This is a genomic window from Trichococcus sp., assembly GCF_049684335.1.
Lineage (GTDB): Bacteria > Bacillota > Bacilli > Lactobacillales > Aerococcaceae > Trichococcus.
Genome location: NZ_JBAVFV010000061.1, coordinates 1 through 17,285, shown reverse-complemented (window position 1 = coordinate 17,285; position 17,285 = coordinate 1). Strand labels below are relative to the sequence as shown.

The window sequence follows — 17,285 nt, the reverse complement described above, 5'->3', positions numbered from 1 at the left end:
GATGACTGAAGAGCAATTCCGTTATTTACCGGATACAGCCGAAGACGAAAAAGAGATGCTGGCTGTCATCGGGGTTGAAAACATGGAGGACCTGTTCACTGATATCCCTGAAGAAATTCGTCTGCAGGAAGAATTGTCGATTCCGGCTGCCGTTTCCGAATCGGAATTATTGAAGCAAATGAAAGCTTTGGCAGAAAAGAACGTCAGCGCTGGGCAGATGCCGATCTTCATGGGCGCCGGTACTTACGATCATTACATTCCGAGCGTGGTCGATGCAGTGATTTCGCGCTCCGAATTCTATACAGCCTATACGCCCTATCAAGCGGAAGCCAGTCAAGGGGAGCTGCAGGCGATTTTTGAATTCCAATCGATGATCAGCGAATTGACCGGAATGGAAGCGACAAACTCTTCCTTATATGATGGGTTCGCTTCTTTGAGCGAAGCAGTCGGTTTGGCAGCGGCAGTCACGAAGCGGAACGAAATTGTGCTTTCACAGGCGGTCCATCCGAACGCCCGAGCCGTCATCCACGCTGCCGCAAAAGGTCGCGGCCTGGATGTCATCGAAGTGTTGACGGATAAGGATGTCACCAACTTCAATGTCACAAGATGCCTGACGACACCGGATACGGCGGCGATCGTTGTCCAGTACCCGAATTTCTTCGGATCGGTCGAAGATTTAGGTGTCGTCAAAAAGATCGCCGAAGACAAAGGTGCGTTGTTGATCGTGATGGCCAATCCATTGGCGCTCGGGATACTTGAAGCGCCCGGCAAGCTGGGTGCGGATATCGTTGTCGGCGACACGCAGCCGTTCGGTTTGCCGATGTCTTTCGGTGGCCCGCACTGCGGCTACTTTTCCGTCAACCAAAAGCATATCCGCAAAGTTCCCGGTAGAATCGTCGGGGAAACGCTGGATGCAGACGGAGAGCGCGCTTTTGTCCTGACGCTCCAAAGCAGGGAGCAGCATATTCGACGCGAAAAAGCGACTTCCTACATGAGTTCGAACCAAGCCTTGAATGCGTTGGCCTCTGCGGTCTGCATGGCGGCCCTCGGGAAACAAGGCGTCCAGGAAATGGCGCATCTGAACGTCGACAAAGCGGCTTATTTTGCCCAGGCTTTGCAGGGAAAAGGCTTCGCAATCCTGAACCAGTCGCCGTTCTTTAATGAATTCGTCATCGATCTGCCTTTCCCGGCCGCAGAAGCGAATCAGGCTTTGTTGGATGCGGGCATCATCGGCGGCTACAGCTTGGCGGAAACCTATAACAAGCCGAACCAGTTGTTGGTCTGCGCCACCGAAAAACGCACGAAGGAAGAAATCGACCGATTCATTGCGGTATTGGAGGGTGTGAACCATGCGTAAAACGAAAAATGTGATCTTTGAATTAAGCCGTCCGGGGCGTGTGGGCTACAGCCTGCCGAAGAGCGATGTCCCAATAACGGACTTCAAAGCCAAACTGCCGGAGCATCTCATCCGCAAACAGCCGGCCGAACTGCCGGAAATCAGCGAACTGCAGCTGATGCGCCATTACACCAACCTTTCTCAGGACAACTTCGGCGTGGAAAACGGCTTTTATCCGCTAGGATCCTGCACGATGAAGTACAACCCGAAGATCAATGAGGTGACCGCCCGCTTGGACGGTTTCGCCAACATCCATCCTTATCAACCGTTGGAGACTGTGCAGGGCGCACTGCAATTGATGCATGAACTGCAGGAAGATCTGGCGGTCATCACCGGCATGGATGGTGTATCCTTACAACCGGCAGCCGGAGCGCACGGCGAATGGACAGGGTTGATGATGGTGCGTTCCTACCATGAAAAGAACGGGAACCTGCAGCGCACGAAAGTCTTTGTGCCGGACAGCGCCCATGGGACCAATCCATCCAGTGCGCATATCGCTGGCTTCGATGTTGTGAGCATCCCGTCGACAGCTGAAGGTTTGGTCGATCTTGAGGCCTTGCGCAATGCAGTCGACGACCAGACTGCCGCTTTGATGCTGACGAATCCGAATACATTGGGTCTTTTTGAGCGCGACATCGTTCAGATCGCCGAAATCATCCATGGAGCCGGTGGGTTGCTGTATTACGACGGTGCGAACCTGAACGCCATCCTCAGCAAAACGACACCGGGCATGATGGGCTTCGATATCGTCCACCTGAATTTGCACAAGACCTTCAGCACGCCGCATGGCGGCGGCGGGCCGGGAGCCGGTCCGGTAGGCGTAAAAGCCTACTTGAAAGAGTTTCTGCCGATCCCGAGAGTGGAAAAGACGGAAGAGGGCTATGTGCTGAACAGCAATCATCCCGCTTCAATCGGGCCGGTCAAAGGCTATTACGGCAACTTCGGCGTGTTAGTGCGGGCGTACACCTACATCCGCACGATGGGTCCGGTCGGTTTGCGGAAAGTTTCCGAGAGCGCCGTGCTGCATGCCAATTACCTGCGTAAGCTTCTCGAAAATGATTTTGACACGCCCTACCCGGGCATCTGCAAGCACGAATTCGTCCTTTCCGGCAACCGCCAGAAGAAGGGCGGCGTGCGGACTTTAGATATGGCCAAACGCTTGTTGGACTACGGCTACTACGCTCCGACCGTCTATTTCCCGCTGATCGTTGAGGAAGCCTTGATGATCGAACCGACGGAAACCGAAAGCAAGGAAACACTCGATGACTTCGCGGACGCGCTGATCGCCATTGCACGCGAAGCGGCCGAATCACCGGAAACCGTTACACAGGCACCGCATCACACATCCGTCAGACGACTGGATGAAGTGCGCGCCGCGAGGATGATCAAGGTGAAATACTGATTTGATTCCATAAAAAGAACAGCCCCCGACTATCCGTTTTAATGGATGAGCGGGGGCTGTTCTTTGTGTATAGTTGGCTTATTGTGCGATAGTCTGCTCCAACAACAGGTTCATGTTCAGGAAGCCACGCTCGCTTTTCAGTTGGAAAGCATGCTTGGTGGCGTTGAAGTCAACAACATTGTCGCTGTCGAGGAAAACCAATGCCCATTTTTGGGCAGGAACTGGGCCAATGTTCGTTTCGATTATGGCATCGTATTCCGCCATTCCGGCATCATTGACCTTCAGCATAAAGATGCCGGTGCTCGGGCAGCCGCAATCATCGCCGACCGCATAGAACAGGCTGATATCCTTAAGGTCGTAACGTTTTTGGATTTCCGCGATGGCGGAATCGGTAAAAGTGAATTTCATTATTTGATCCCTTTCTTTCTATATAATTAACCGTAAGTGACTGTTCGGGGAAACTAACTTTTCGGTTGTACTTTCTTACATATAGTATACGATATATCACCCGAAAAACAAGAAAAGCCATCTTCCGAGTGGAGGATGGCCAGACTAATTAATCTGCTTTAACGGTTTGTTTTCTTTTGCGGATATACCAAATGATGCCGGCAATCCCAAGAATAGCGATGATGACATAGGCGATGTTGGAATAGATGTCCATGTAATGGACGATCGTTTCCCATTGCGAGCCGACCGCCGCACCCAAGTAGATCAGGACGGTATTCCAGATGACGGTACCGACAGTCGTGAACAGAAGGAAAAGGCCAAAGTTCATGTTCGCCATTCCGGCTGGTAAAGAAATCAAGCTTCTGATCAACGGTACGAAGCGGCAAAAGAAGACTGTCCAAAAACCGTAGCGATCGAACCACGAATCCGCTTTGTGGATATCCTCATGCGAGATGCGCAGGATGTTGCCGTACTTGTCGACAATCTTATCCAATCGTTCGACATCCAAAAGCGTACCGACACCATAAAGAACCGCAGCACCTACTACTGCACCAATTGTTGCGGCAACGATCATCAAGGGAATGTTGAGATCTGTTGTGGTTGTCATAAAGCCGCCGAAAGTCAAGATGACTTCAGAAGGGATAGGCGGAAAAAGATTTTCGATCATAATCAAAAATGCTACACCGAAGTAGCCAAATTGCTCCATAATACTTTGAATCCAAGCTTCGATAGTGATTCACTCCTCCAAAAATAGTTCTATATTATTCTAATGTTCTAATCTAACTATACACGAAGCATCAGTATTTTCAATTTATTTTGAATATTCTTAAGAAAATCCTATTGGAATGACTGCTGCCCAATCATGCCCATGACCCGTTCCGGCGCGCAATTGGCGATTCGTTCTTTTTACATCGATAGCTAACTTTGGTAGAATCAAAAGTAGATGAACTGAAATTGAAGAAGAGGTGGAGAGAAACTTTGGCTAATAAAGAAAAATCAGCCCAGTTGTTTTGGTTGCTGTTCAAATCGACGTTTGTTCTGAGCGCGTTTACTTTCGGCGGCGGGTATGTCATCGTGCCGTTGATGCAAAAAAAGTTCGTGGAAGAACTCAAGTGGATCGAAGCGGATGAGATGTTGGATCTGGTCGCTCTGGGGCAGTCCGCGCCGGGCGCAATCGCAGTCAACACGTCCATTTTGGTCGGCTACCGCATGGCGGGACTGTTGGGGGCTTTGGTGACAGTTTTGGGGACGGTTACGCCGCCTCTTGCCATCATCACGCTCATTTCCTATTTTTACATGAATTTCCGGGAAAATCCGATTGTGGATGCTTTGATGATCGGGATGCAGGCCGGTGTGGCGGCAGTCATCGTCAATGTCGTTATCGGCATGGTCAGCGGAATCGTCAAACAAAGGGACATAATCAACATATTGTTGTTGATTGCGGCATTCATAGCTTCTTACTTTTTCGATGTCCATGTCGTCCTAATCATTTTCCTGGCTGGACTGATTGGTTTCATCAATCTGAGCTACCAAGATAAGAAAGGGGCGATTAAATGATTTATTTGCAATTATTTTGGTCCTTCTTCCAAATCGGATTGTTCACGATAGGCGGCGGATATGCATCCTTGCCGCTGATCCGGAATGAAATCGTCGTGAATAAAGGCTGGTTGACGATGCAGGAATACACGGATATCATCACGATTTCACAGATCACTCCGGGGCCGATCGCCATCAATTCAGCGACTTTCGTCGGCACAAAAGTGGGTGGTTTTGCAGGAGCGATCATCGCGACGCTCGGTACGGTCACGCCTTCGATCATCCTTTCGCTGATTTTGGCATGGGCCTACTATAAGTACCGTGACATTAAAATCATGCAGGGAATCCTTGGCGGGCTCCGTCCGGCAGTCGTGGCTTTGATTGCTGCGGCAGGGCTGGCGCTCTTTATGGCTGCCTTATTCCAATCCGGGGGGACTGCAATCGCCGGATTTACAATCAATTTCCTTGCGGTGGCCATCTTCCTTGCGGCACTGTATGCACTACGGACCACGAAAATCGATTCGATCTGGCTGATTCTGGTTTCAGGAGCCGTGAGCATCCTCTTCCATTTATTCAGCTGACTGGGTGTATAATCAAAAGATAGCTTATTCGCTTCATTCAGAAACAGAAAGGAATTTGTCATGACGTCAAATCATACATATAAAGAGCTTCAGGCCAAAAAGAATGTGCCGAAGAAGTGGCACGGTCTGAAACCTTCACGCTTCGCGAAGTACCGCAGTTGGATTAACAGCGGCAGCCCGGGAATCTGCGGAACCTACTGCAGCGCCGTACTCGTTCATGATGCGGTTCTGCATAAATACAAGCATTCCCTTGATAAAGATACTTTGTTGGCGGGTCTCCTGACGGTCGTTGACGAATTTCTGCCCTACAAAGGGACCTTTTTTTGGGATGTGCAGCACGGACTGAAAACCTTGCTGGCGGATATTCCGGATTGGACCGTGAAATCGGGTCTCATCACGGAAAAAATCGTTCCGACCCTGTTGGATCGCCCGGATCCGGTCCCTGTCATAGTGGGGACGACGCGGCTGTTCAACAGCAAGTACAAAAACCATTGGGTAGTCGTCTATGCTTATGGCTACAACGAAGACGGTAAGCTGTACTATAAAGCTTACGATAACCACGGCCGTTATCAGGCCATTTTGCCGGCTTCGCAGACGATCGGTTGTGTCTGGTTGGAAGAAAGACAAAAAAATAAATAAAAATACATAGATATTATTGGGAGGAACATGATGAGGGAATATGATTTTATTGCCATCGGAGGAGGCAGCGGGGGCATCGCCACGATGAACCGTGCGGCAGAGTATGGTGCCAAAACAGCTGTTATTGAAGGGAATTTATTGGGAGGAACCTGCGTGAACATTGGTTGCGTACCGAAAAAAATCATGTGGTATGCATCCCAAATATCCGAGGCGATCCACAAATACGGACCAGATTACGGATTCGATACAGGCGCGCATAAAATCGACTTTCCGACCTTATTGAAGAACCGGGATGCCTATGTCGAGCGCTCCCGCAACTCCTATCAAGCGGGCTTCGAACGCCGTAATGTCGATGTGATCGAGGGATTCGCCAAATTCGTCGACAACCATACTGTTGAAGTGAACGGGGAGCTGATCCGCTCCCAAAATATCCTGATCGCGACAGGCGCAAAACCGATCCGCCCACGGATTCCTGGCGCAAAACTCGGAGACGTTTCCGATACGTTCTTCGAATGGACTGAATTGCCGGAAAAGGTAGCTGTCGTCGGTGCGGGCTACATCGCCATCGAATTGGCCGGCGTGCTGCACAATCTGGGCGTGGACACGCATCTGTATGTCCGCTACGACACACCGCTGCGGAAATACGATGACATCATCATCGAAGGCCTGATGCAGGAAATCGAAAATGATGGACCGACGTTGCATACTCACGCTGTTTCAAAATCTGTCGAAAAGAATGCGGACAGTACTTTGACGCTGCATCTCGAGGACGGCAGATCGGAAGTCTTCGACAAAATCATCTGGGCAATCGGCCGGACCGCCAACATCGACGGTCTGAACATCGAAGCAACGGATGTAAAAGTCAGCGATAAAAAATTCATCATCGTCGACGAGTTTGAGAACAGCTCTGTCGATGGCATCTATGCAGTCGGGGACGTAACCGGCAAGATCATGCTGACTCCGGTAGCGATTGCGGCCGGCCGCAGACTTTCGGAACGGTTGTTCAACAATAAGCCGAATGAGAAATTGGACTACGACAACATCCCAACCGTGATCTTCAGTCACCCACCAATCGGCAGCATCGGATTGAGCGAAAAAGAAGCCATGGAGAAGTTTGGTGTCGATCAGGTTAAAGTATATAAGTCTACGTTTGCATCGATGTACACGGCCGTTACAGCCCATCGCCAGCTTGTGAAGATGAAACTGGTCTGCGCAGGCGAAAATGAAAAAGTCGTCGGCCTCCACGGCATCGGCTACGGAGTCGATGAAATGATTCAAGGTTTTGCGGTTGCCATCAAAATGGGCGCCACCAAAGCCGACTTCGACAACACCGTAGCCATCCATCCGACTGGAGCGGAAGAGTTCGTGACTATGAGATAGAGCGCGCGATGATTCGCGACGCTGAACGCGCAAGATAACCCGCCAAAACCATTTCGGCGGGCAAACTGAATACACTTCACAGTGAGATAGCCCGCCAAACACATTTTGGCGGGCTATTTCAGATGATACCGAGGTCATTTACCCCGCCAAATCCCTTTTGGCGGGGTAAATGACGTACCGCCCAATAAATTAATCGGAACCACCTCAGGATCCCGACAAAAGTTCATGAAAGCGAAAAGCAACCCCGGATGCTCCGCGCATAGTATATTTGAAAATAAAATTAGAGGTGATTCTGTGGCGTACAAGGAACGGACGAAGACGAAGCTTTTGAACATCTATCAGATATTGTCTTCACGTATGCATTTGGCAAGCGATGACTACTATTATTATCTTAATTTGCTAAAGGGATTCGAAGGGGAGATGCGTTTTGATGAATTCACGGAAAAACTGAAAGAGTTTTGCCTGATTCTGAATGATCTGCAATTGGAAAACAGGCGATCTTCTTTCCAAATCGATTCCTTACTGATTTTTTTCGACAGAATAGTATTGTACGAAATAAAAAATTATGAAGGGGTGCACTATTGGGGGAAAGATAAATTCACCAAACTCAACGGAGTGGCTATGGAGAATCCTGCTTTGCAACTGCAAAAGACACGGGTTCGGCTGGAATTGCTGCTTCAGGAGTTAGGCTGCAAGATTGAAGTAGAAGCCTTTGTTGTCTATATCAATCCAGAATTTACGTTGTTGGGTGCTCCAGCCGATGAGCGGCTGCTGCTGCCAAGCCAGATTTCCAGATATTTTGGAAATCTGCTTTTGGGCGCTAAACCAACTACGGAACAGAAGAAGTTGGCGGATGCACTTGTAAAACTCCACAAACTAGATTATCCAAGCAAAATGCCGGAGTATCGCTACGACCAACTAATAAAAGGAATCCCTTGCACTACATGCGGGGCTCTTCTGGAAACATTCAGCGGCCATCGTCAATCATGCGCGAAGTGCGGAAAGAGAGTAAATGTCAAAAACGCAATCAAGACCAGCATTTCGGATTTTCGCTTGTTGTTCCCGAATGAACCAGTGACCTCGGCTCGTATGACGGATTGGTGCGGAATAGGACGAAGGGACCGAATTTTTCGGGTTTTGAGGGAGGAATATACTGTTAAAGGAAGCGGAAATATGCGCTATTACGTATAGTATTGCGGGTAATCTTTATTTGGATGGGATAATTTGATTCGTATAGCTATTTTATGGGCGAAGCCTCGCATTTATTCTTTATGCGAATTGAGTTTGGGCGGTCAAAAATAACCCGCCAAAATCAATTTGGAGGGGAAAAACAGTCCTAAAACCCAAGAGAAAACCCGCCAAAACGACTTTGGCGGGGAAAAACGCACCCGGACAACATGATATACCCCGTCGAAACCATTTTGGCGGGGGATCTCGCACCGAACCCACATCCCCAAGCCCGGAAACCCATACAACCAGATCGCAAAAAAAGAAAACCCCGCCGCAACCAAGTTGCAACGGGGTTTTCAAACATTCATTTATTATTCTTTGATTTGATTCACTTTTTTGTCGTATCCGATACCGCGCAAGATTGCTTTCATAATCTCTACGAATGGGATTACTGACAATGCAGCTGCGACAACGATCATCCATTGTTGGCCCGTCATGTCGTAGATACCGAAGATTGTGTTCAATCCAGGCGTGAATGCAACCATCAGCATCAATGCTAAGGAAAGCAGGATAGCGTAGTTGAACATTTTATTGCCGAACGGGTTGACAGAGAACAATGATTTGAACACTGACTTACAGTTGAAGGCATGCGACAATTGGATGAATCCTAATGTCAAGAAGGCCATTGCTTCACCGATGTGCAGTTCATAACCATAGTAACCAGTCGCTAACCAGAACACGAACAAGGTAATCCCACCTTCGTAGATACCTTGGTAGATCATGCTGGTGAATACGCCATTCGAGAAGAAGTTGGAAGAACGGCCACGCGGCGCTTGTTCCATAACATCTTTCTCAGCTTCTTCCAAACCTAATGCGATGGCAGGGAATACGTCCGTCACCAAGTTGATCCACAGCAAGTGGATTGGTTCAAGGATCTGCCATCCCAATACAGTAGCGATGAACAAGGTCAATACTTCACCCAAGTTAGCGGAAAGCAAGTATTGGACCGCTTTTTGGATGTTTGCGAAAACTTTACGTCCTTCTTCAACCGCGTGAACGATTGTAGCAAAGTTATCATCAGCCAATACCATATCGGAAGCGCCTTTAGATACTTCCGTACCTGTGATACCCATACCGATACCGATGTCAGCTTGTTTCAATGATGGTGCATCGTTTACGCCGTCACCAGTCATGGCAACAACTTTACCTTGGTCTTGCCATGCTTTAACGATACGTACTTTGTGCTCAGGTGAAACACGAGCGTATACAGAGTAATTTTGAACCGTACGCAAGAAATCATCATCAGAGATATCATTCAATTCAGCACCAGTGATGACTGCCTTAGCAGAAGAGTTCTCATCCAGGATACCTAAACGAGTCGCAATAGCAGAAGCAGTGTCTCTGTGGTCACCCGTGATCATGACAGTACGGATACCAGCTTTTTTGGCTTGAGCGATCGCTTGTTTAGCTTCCGGACGCTCAGGGTCGATCATACCGATCAGACCGGCAAAGACTAAGTCCGTTTCGACTGCTTCAGTTGTCATTTGTGCAGGTATAGCAGCGACGTTTTTGAATGCCATTGCCAATACGCGCAATGCTTGGATAGCCAAGCTGTGGTTAGTGTCCAGAATTGCGATTCTGTCAGCATCAGTGATTGGTGAAATGACGCCGGCTTTAATGATGTGCGTACAACGTTTCAACAATTCATCAGGAGCACCTTTTGTAGCGATCATGAATTGGTTGCCTTCAGGATGGATCGTTGACATCAATTTACGGTCTGATTCAAAAGGAACCTCAGCAACACGCGGCATGTCAACCAATTTAGCGGAAAGGTCGAAACCTTTTTCCAAACCATATTGAACCATTGCTGTTTCAGTAGGGTCACCGATCAATGATTTGTCATTGGCGATTTTTGTATCATTCGCGAAGTTCATAATCTTCATGACAGGCAATTCCAAGTCGATGTTTTCATCAGCATTGTGGACTTGGCCATCGTAGTAAACTTTTTCGATCGTCATTTTATTTTGAGTCAATGTACCAGTTTTGTCGGAACAGATGACTTCAGTACCACCCAATGTTTCAACAGCAGGCAATTTACGGACAAGCGCATTTCTGCTTGCCATTTTTTGCGTACCCAACGCCAAGATGATCGTCGTGATGGCAGGCAATCCTTCAGGAATAGCGGCTACGGCTACGGAGATGGAAACCATCAACATGTCCAACCAAGGGCGGCCGTTGAAGCCGAATCCGATGATGAACATCAATATAGCGATGACCAAAATCAGAATAGTCAATGATTTACCCATTTGATCTTGGTTGATCTGTAAAGGCGTTTTCTTATCTTCAGCATTTTGCAGCATGTTAGCGATATGTCCAACTTCGGTATTCATCCCTGTAAGGACGACAACACCTTCCGCACGGCCATAAGTAACGTTTGTGGTTGCGAATGCCATATTCTTGCGGTCACCCAAAGCGGCATCGGTTTCAACGTCGCGCAAGTCTTTTTCAACCGGAACAGACTCACCAGTCAAGGCAGCTTCTTCAACTTTAAGTGAATTTACATCGTAAAGGCGGATATCTGCAGGAACAACATCTCCAGCTTCCAAAACGATGATGTCACCAGGCACAAGTAATTCGGATTTGACTTGGATGACTTCTCCGCCACGTTTAACGTTAGCAAGTGGGGAAGCCATTTTCTTCAAAGCTTCGATTGCTTCTTCTGCCTTGTTCTCTTGGAAGACACCTAAGAATGCGTTGATGATAACAACAGCCAAGATGATGATAGCATCAGCGATTTCATGACCGATAGTACCAGAAATGATAGCTGCAGCCAATAGAACGAGAATCATGAAGTCCTTGAATTGATCCAAGAATTTTTGTAAAGTGGTGCGTTTTTCACCTGCTTCTAGTACGTTCTCGCCATACTCGGCCAATCTCTTCGCCGCTTCTTCTTTGGAAAGTCCGTTTCTAGTTGAATTAAGTTCAGCTAAGACTTCCTCTTCCGTTTGCGCGAAGAACGCTTTATTCAGTTGTTCTTTTGACACAGTATTTCCCCTCTCTTGACCTGAATATAGTAGTGTTAAAATGAAAAGAGACCTATGCATAAAATTGTCTTTCAGACAACACTGTATGCATAAGTCTCACTATTTAAGGTAACACCAGCAGATAGGATTACTCTACTTATTGTTGACGTTACCACAGCCTTGTACTGCTAGTTACTCCCCTATGGAGATATTCAGTTTAACACTCGAATTTATTATATCGACAAAATCATGTAATCGCAACAATTTATTACCGAAAATGAAAACATTTAAAAAAATGGACACATTTCCGCATCAATCGGAAATGTGTCCATAAACATTAAATCAGTGCCAAGATGATGAAGTTAGCCAGGAATAAAGCCGAAGAGAACCACACGATCGGGTGGATTTCGTACGCTTTTCCTTTTACGACTTTAACGATGCAGTAGAAGAAGAATCCAGCTGCGATACCGTAGGAAATGCTGTAAGAAAGACCCATAAAGATGGATGCGAAGAAAGCAGGGATCGCATCTTCCAAATCATGCCAGTTGATTTCCGTGAACGAACCCATCATCAAAATACCGACAAGGATCAAAGCTGGAGCCGTTGCAGCAGCGGGAACGACACCGATCAGAGGTGCGAAGAACGCGCTGATGATGAACATGCCGGCAACAACAACCGCAGTCAAACCTGTACGTCCGCCAGCACCGATACCAGCAGCACTCTCTACGTAGGTAGTTGTGTTGGAAGTACCGAAGATCGAACCGATGACAGTACCGACTGAATCGGCGAACAAAGCTTTGTCCATTTTTGAGCTGAATCCGGATCCTTCTTCAAGCGCTTTTTCATCTTCTGCAGAGAAGATGCCTGTGCGACGGCCAGTTCCGATGAATGTACCGATTGTGTCGAAAGTGTCGGAAAGGCTGAATGCGAAGATGGTCATCAGTACTAAAGGCAATTGGGAAGGGTCGGAGAAAAGAGACAAAAGACCTTCTGAACCGAATGCTGCACCGAATGTTACACCTAATTCTGAAACAGCAGTTGCAAGTGAGTTTGCTTGCAGGCTAGCTGTTGAGATATCAACGACACCCATCGGGATACCCAACAAGGTTGTCGCAACGATACCGATCAGGATAGCGCCACGTACATTTTTGACCATCAGTATAGCCGTAATAACCAAACCGATCAAAGCCAATAAAGCAGGCATTTGCGTGAAATCAACCAAAGCAGGGACGATGCCGCCGCCGGTAATGACTGATCCTACACCGCCAGTGAAAGTTTCGGCTGTTGCGTCATAAGGCGCGCCGTTGATGGCCGTGATGGAGCTGGCGTCGGAAGTGAATTGCAAAAAGCCGGCGTTTTTGATGCCGATATAAGCGATGAAGATGCCGATACCGCCGCTGATTGCATGCTGCAGACTTTCAGGGATCGATTTGATGATCATTTTTCTGACTTTAGTGACAGTGATGAAAACGTTGAGCATCCCGCAGATGAATACCATGGCCAAAGCTTGTTGCCAAGTGAAGCCAAGCGAGAAGACGACTGTGAAAGTGAAGAAGGCGTTCAGGCCCATACCCGGTGCCAAAGCATAAGGTACGTTGGCAAATAGGCCCATCACCAATGTGCTGACAGCAGCGGAAATGATTGTCGCCAAGAAGACTGCTTGGCTAGGCATCCCTGATAAAGAAAGGATTGCAGGGTTGACGAAAATGATATAAGACATTGCGAAGAAAGTTGTGATCCCGGCAACGACTTCTGTGGAAACTGTTGTTCCGTGTTCTTTGAGTTTAAAGAAATTTTCCATTTTGAAAAGATCTCCCATCTGAATTTTTTTCGGCAGCGACAGGAAACAGTAACAATAAATGATTTCAGATGCTTTCCTTGCTTACCACTCGACTATTATAACCAATCCCACAAAAGCTTGCAATAAATAAGTGAATGATTTAATCAATTTATCACTTTAATGTTCGGAATTTGCCCGAATCGATAATGAAAGCGCATCAAAAAAGCTATCCTTACATCTTAACGTTAGTATTTCAGGAAAACATGTTCTTTTTTTGAAGAAATCTGTCTGAGCAAGAAAGCAGTCGGTATGCTAAAATGAGAAGGAGTGAAACAGTCTGAAAGTAAGAAGGTGATGAGCGTGAAAGATGAAGTGTTTGTGGTGGGCGATGTCCATGGGGAGATCACTTTACTGAAGAAATTATTGGAAAAGTGGGACCGAGAGAAGCAACAGCTGATTTTTATCGGCGATCTGGGGGACCGCGGCGAAAATTCGAAGGCTTGTTTTCTGCTGGCGAAGGAGTTGGTGGAAAAGCACGGTGCCATCTATCTGAAGGGCAATCATGAGGCTATCTTGCTGAATTTTATCGCCAAGCCAGAGGAATTTGCAGGCAACTATTTCCTGAACGGCGGTTTAGGCTCGCTGGAAAGTTTTCTGCATGAGCACATCAACGAGGAGTATTCGCCTACCGAAATCGCGCTGATGATGAAACACTACTACAAAGATCTGCTGGATTTTTTGGCGGAGCTCCCTCTGTATTATGAATGGGAACAGTACGTATTCGTCCATGCCGGCGTCGATCTGGACAAAAAGGATTGGCACGACAGCACCGAAGAGGACTTCCTTTGGATCCGCGAACCGTTCCACAAAAAGAAGAACCGCACCGGTAAAACGATCGTGTTCGGGCATACCCCGACCTTTTACCTCTACGGCGACAATGACCGTTCGGACCTTTGGACTTCGGACGATAAGATCGGCATCGATGGCGGAGCCGTCTACGGCGGATCGTTGCATGGTGTCGTGTTTGACAAAAACGGTCTGAAAGAGGACCATATTATACAGAAATAATGAAGGTGCCGAAAGGGCAGTTTTATTTTGAAAGGCAGGAATAAACAAAACTATGACAGAAACCGCACAACAAATCGTTTTGGGCTTGGTGAAAGCCGAGCTGAACCAATTCAGACCCGCACAGATCGAGAAAGTACTGCAACTATTGGAAGAGGGCAACACCGTCCCTTTTATCGCGCGTTACCGGAAGGAAGCGACAGGCTCGCTTGATGAGGTTGAAATCCGTCAAATCGAGGAACGCCACCAGTACGCAACAAATCTACATAAACGCAAGGAAGAAGTCATCCGCATCATCGAGGAACAGGGCAAACTGACGCCGAAACTCAAAGCGGATATCGAACGCGCCGAAAAAATGCAGCGCGTCGAAGACTTGTACCGTCCTTACAAACAGAAACGCCGCACGAAAGCAGCCATCGCCCGCGAAAAAGGGCTAGCGCCGTTTGCCGAGTGGCTGTTGAACGGTCCCATGAACGGATCCGTCGAAGCGAAGGCCAAGGAATACCTGAACGAGGAAATGGAACTTTCTACTATAGAAGACGTTTTGGCCGGAGCACATGAAATCATCGCCGAAATCGTCAGCGACGAACCGGCCTACCGCGAACATATCCGCGAGTTCACGCGCAAAAACGGCCAGATTGTGAGCACCGCCAAGGATGCTGATAAGGATGAAAAAGGCGTCTATGAAATGTACTACGAATTTTCCCAAGGCATTTCATCTATGGTTTCGCATCGCGTGCTGGCCATGAACCGCGGCGAAAAAACAGGCATCCTCAAGGTCGCCGTTCTGATCGATGAAGAGAAAATCTTCGCTTATTTGGCGAAAAAGGTAGTGAAGAATCCGAAAAGCATTGCCGTGCCTTATCTGCAAGCCGCTTACGAAGACAGCTACCGCCGCTTCATAGGACCCGCTATCGAGCGCGAATTGCGCAACGAATTGACCGAAGCCGCCGATGCGCAAGCGATCGATGTCTTCGGCGACAACCTGCGCAACCTCTTGTTGCAGCCGCCATTGAAAGGCAAAGTTGTGCTCGGTTTGGATCCGGCCTACCGCACCGGCTGCAAATTGGCGATCGTCGATGCAACCGGGAAAGTGTTGGCGAAGAGCGTGATCTATCCGCACAAACCGGCCAACCAAGAAAAACGTGCCGCTGCCGGTCCGGCTTTCCGAAAAATGCTTTCGGACTACAAAGTGGAGATGGTCGCCATCGGGAACGGAACCGCCAGCCGTGAATCGGAACTGTTCGTCTCCGACCAGATCAAACAAGTCGCCGAAACCGTTTATTACGTCATCGTCAACGAAGCGGGCGCTTCGGTCTATTCCGCCAGCGACATTGCCCGAGAAGAATTCCCGGATTTCCAAGTCGAAGAACGCAGCGCCGTCAGCATCGCGCGCCGCCTGCAGGATCCGCTTGCCGAATTGGTGAAAATCGATCCGAAATCGGTTGGTGTCGGTCAATACCAGCATGACGTTTCCCAGAAACAACTGGGCGAACGCCTGGACTTTGTCGTCGAAACCGCAGTCAACCAAGTCGGCGTCAACTTGAACACAGCTAGCGCACCATTGTTGCAGCACGTCGCCGGACTGAACAAAACGATCGCGAACAACATCGTCGCCTTCCGCGAGGAGAACGGCGCCTTCGACAGCCGCCAACAATTGAAGAAAGTGCCGCGCCTCGGCCCGAAAGCTTTTGAGCAATCGGTCGGATTCATGCGCATCGCCGGTGGCAAGAACATCCTTGACAATACAGACATCCATCCGGAATCCTATCCGGCCGCTAAAGAAGTGCTGGCACTGGCCGGGCTCAGCCTGAAGGACATCGGTACTGACGAAGCCCGCGAAGCGCTGGGCGCCTTGGATCGGACCAAAGCCCGTGAAGTGACAGGCCTAGGGAAAGAAACGCTGCAGGACATCATCGCCGGCCTGACCAAACCGGGCCGCGATCCGCGCGACGACATCGCCCAACCATTGCTGCGCCAGGATGTGCTCTCGATGGAAGATTTGAAGCCGGGGATGGAGCTGCAGGGAACCGTCCGCAACGTTGTCGATTTTGGCGCCTTCGTTGACATCGGTGTTAAACAAGACGGCATGGTCCACATCTCAAAACTCAGCAACCGCTTCGTCAAGCATCCATCTGATGTGGTCGCTGTCGGCGACATCGTGACCGTTTGGGTCGATAATGTCGACACAAACAAAGGCCGTGTTGCCCTTACCATGTTGCCGCAAAAATAATGAGGACCAAGCGATGAATGAACAAGAACTGCAGCGATTGGTGGTGGACATCTCGCTTACTGTTTTCCAACGGCCGTTCCGCCACCGAGCAACTTTCAACCGCCGCCTGAAAACGACAGGCGGGCGCTACCATCTGGGAAGCCACAATCTGGATTTCAATCCGCTGGTGCTGGAACTGCACGGAATGGACGAACTGGAAAAGGTCGTGAAGCACGAACTCTGCCACTATCATCTGCATCTGGAAGGGCGGGGGTACAAGCATCGGGATGCCGATTTCCGGAACCTTTTGAAGGAGAGCGGGGGGAGTAGGTTTGTGAAGGATCTGCGCCAAGCTGGAACTATAGCGCCTCCGAAATGGCTCTACAGTTGCAGCGCATGCGGGCAGTCTTACCCGCGCAAACGCAGGATCGATTTGAAGAAGTATGTCTGCGGGAAGTGCAGGGGGAAACTGCGATTGAAGATTGAATAAAAAACTACAAATGCTAAAAGCCCTTGGAATCTATGTTTTGAACAGCTACCTGTCAAGTAGACAGTATAAAAAAGTAAAAATGAGTTTTGATTTTAGACTTGTATGATTTTACTCATCATACAAGTCTTTTTTTGTTCGTCCGACGGACGTGGTTAGCTAGCCAT

Annotated in this window: 14 protein-coding genes; 10 read left to right on the top strand and 4 right to left on the bottom strand. The window is 48.6% G+C overall.

What is annotated here, in order from left to right; translation table 11 throughout:
* Window position 1: 1 nt before the first annotated feature.
* A complete protein-coding gene (gene gcvPA / locus WBM30_RS10960; RefSeq protein ID WP_424900745.1) occupies window positions 2–1,357 on the top strand; it encodes an aminomethyl-transferring glycine dehydrogenase subunit GcvPA in 1,356 nt (451 codons plus the stop codon).
* Window positions 1,350–2,798 (top strand): aminomethyl-transferring glycine dehydrogenase subunit GcvPB, encoded by a 1,449-nt coding sequence (gcvPB, locus tag WBM30_RS10955; protein ID WP_424900744.1) that lies wholly within the window; start codon window positions 1,350–1,352, stop codon window positions 2,796–2,798. The genes gcvPA and gcvPB overlap by 8 nt, the downstream gene beginning before the upstream one ends.
* A gap of 78 nt (window positions 2,799–2,876) precedes the next feature.
* Here the strand turns inward: gcvPB and WBM30_RS10950 are convergent, their stop codons facing one another.
* Both WBM30_RS10950 and WBM30_RS10945 read right to left on the bottom strand, forming a co-directional pair.
* The gene (locus WBM30_RS10950; RefSeq protein ID WP_424900743.1) at window positions 2,877–3,206 is read right to left on the bottom strand and encodes an iron-sulfur cluster biosynthesis family protein; all 330 of its coding nucleotides are present in this window, start codon (window positions 3,204–3,206) and stop codon (window positions 2,877–2,879) included.
* A 148-nt stretch (window positions 3,207–3,354) separates the two neighbouring features.
* Entirely contained in the window at window positions 3,355–3,951 is a 597-nt protein-coding gene (locus WBM30_RS10945) for a DedA family protein (RefSeq protein WP_424900742.1), read from the bottom strand.
* A gap of 272 nt (window positions 3,952–4,223) precedes the next feature.
* Between WBM30_RS10945 and WBM30_RS10940 the strand changes: the two genes are divergently transcribed.
* The 5 genes from WBM30_RS10940 (at window position 4,224) to WBM30_RS10920 (ending at window position 8,572) form a co-directional block, all read left to right on the top strand.
* Window positions 4,224–4,802 (top strand): chromate transporter, encoded by a 579-nt coding sequence (locus tag WBM30_RS10940; protein ID WP_424900741.1) that lies wholly within the window; start codon window positions 4,224–4,226, stop codon window positions 4,800–4,802.
* A complete protein-coding gene (locus tag WBM30_RS10935; RefSeq protein WP_424900740.1) occupies window positions 4,799–5,362 on the top strand; it encodes a chromate transporter in 564 nt (187 codons plus the stop codon). Before WBM30_RS10940 ends, WBM30_RS10935 begins: the two co-directional genes overlap by 4 nt.
* 60 nt (window positions 5,363–5,422) lie before the next feature.
* The gene (locus WBM30_RS10930; protein ID WP_424900739.1) at window positions 5,423–6,001 is read left to right on the top strand and encodes a dihydrolipoamide dehydrogenase; all 579 of its coding nucleotides are present in this window, start codon (window positions 5,423–5,425) and stop codon (window positions 5,999–6,001) included.
* A 30-nt stretch (window positions 6,002–6,031) separates the two neighbouring features.
* Complete coding sequence (gene gorA, locus WBM30_RS10925; protein WP_424900738.1) at window positions 6,032–7,381, top strand: glutathione-disulfide reductase; 1,350 nt, start codon at window positions 6,032–6,034, stop codon at window positions 7,379–7,381.
* A gap of 294 nt (window positions 7,382–7,675) precedes the next feature.
* Window positions 7,676–8,572 (top strand): nuclease-related domain-containing protein, encoded by an 897-nt coding sequence (locus WBM30_RS10920; RefSeq protein WP_424900737.1) that lies wholly within the window; start codon window positions 7,676–7,678, stop codon window positions 8,570–8,572.
* A gap of 350 nt (window positions 8,573–8,922) precedes the next feature.
* Here WBM30_RS10920 and WBM30_RS10915 read toward each other — a convergent pair whose 3' ends face one another.
* On the bottom strand, window positions 8,923–11,595 hold the full coding sequence (locus tag WBM30_RS10915) for a cation-translocating P-type ATPase (protein WP_424900736.1): 2,673 nt from the start codon (window positions 11,593–11,595) through the stop codon (window positions 8,923–8,925).
* Between the two features lie 316 nt (window positions 11,596–11,911).
* On the bottom strand, window positions 11,912–13,375 hold the full coding sequence (locus WBM30_RS10910; RefSeq protein ID WP_424900735.1) for an NCS2 family permease: 1,464 nt from the start codon (window positions 13,373–13,375) through the stop codon (window positions 11,912–11,914).
* A 339-nt stretch (window positions 13,376–13,714) separates the two neighbouring features.
* Between WBM30_RS10910 and WBM30_RS10905 the strand changes: the two genes are divergently transcribed.
* Genes WBM30_RS10905 through WBM30_RS10895 form a run of 3 tightly spaced genes read left to right on the top strand, consistent with a single transcriptional unit; the run spans window position 13,715 to window position 17,121 of the window.
* Window positions 13,715–14,422 (top strand): metallophosphoesterase family protein, encoded by a 708-nt coding sequence (locus WBM30_RS10905; protein ID WP_424900734.1) that lies wholly within the window; start codon window positions 13,715–13,717, stop codon window positions 14,420–14,422.
* Between the two features lie 52 nt (window positions 14,423–14,474).
* Window positions 14,475–16,652, top strand: coding sequence for a Tex family protein (locus WBM30_RS10900; protein WP_424900733.1), 2,178 nt, complete (start codon window positions 14,475–14,477; stop codon window positions 16,650–16,652).
* Between the two features lie 13 nt (window positions 16,653–16,665).
* Window positions 16,666–17,121, top strand: a complete 456-nt coding sequence (locus WBM30_RS10895; protein ID WP_424900732.1) for a SprT family protein — start codon at window positions 16,666–16,668, stop codon at window positions 17,119–17,121.
* Window positions 17,122–17,285: the final 164 nt, after the last annotated feature.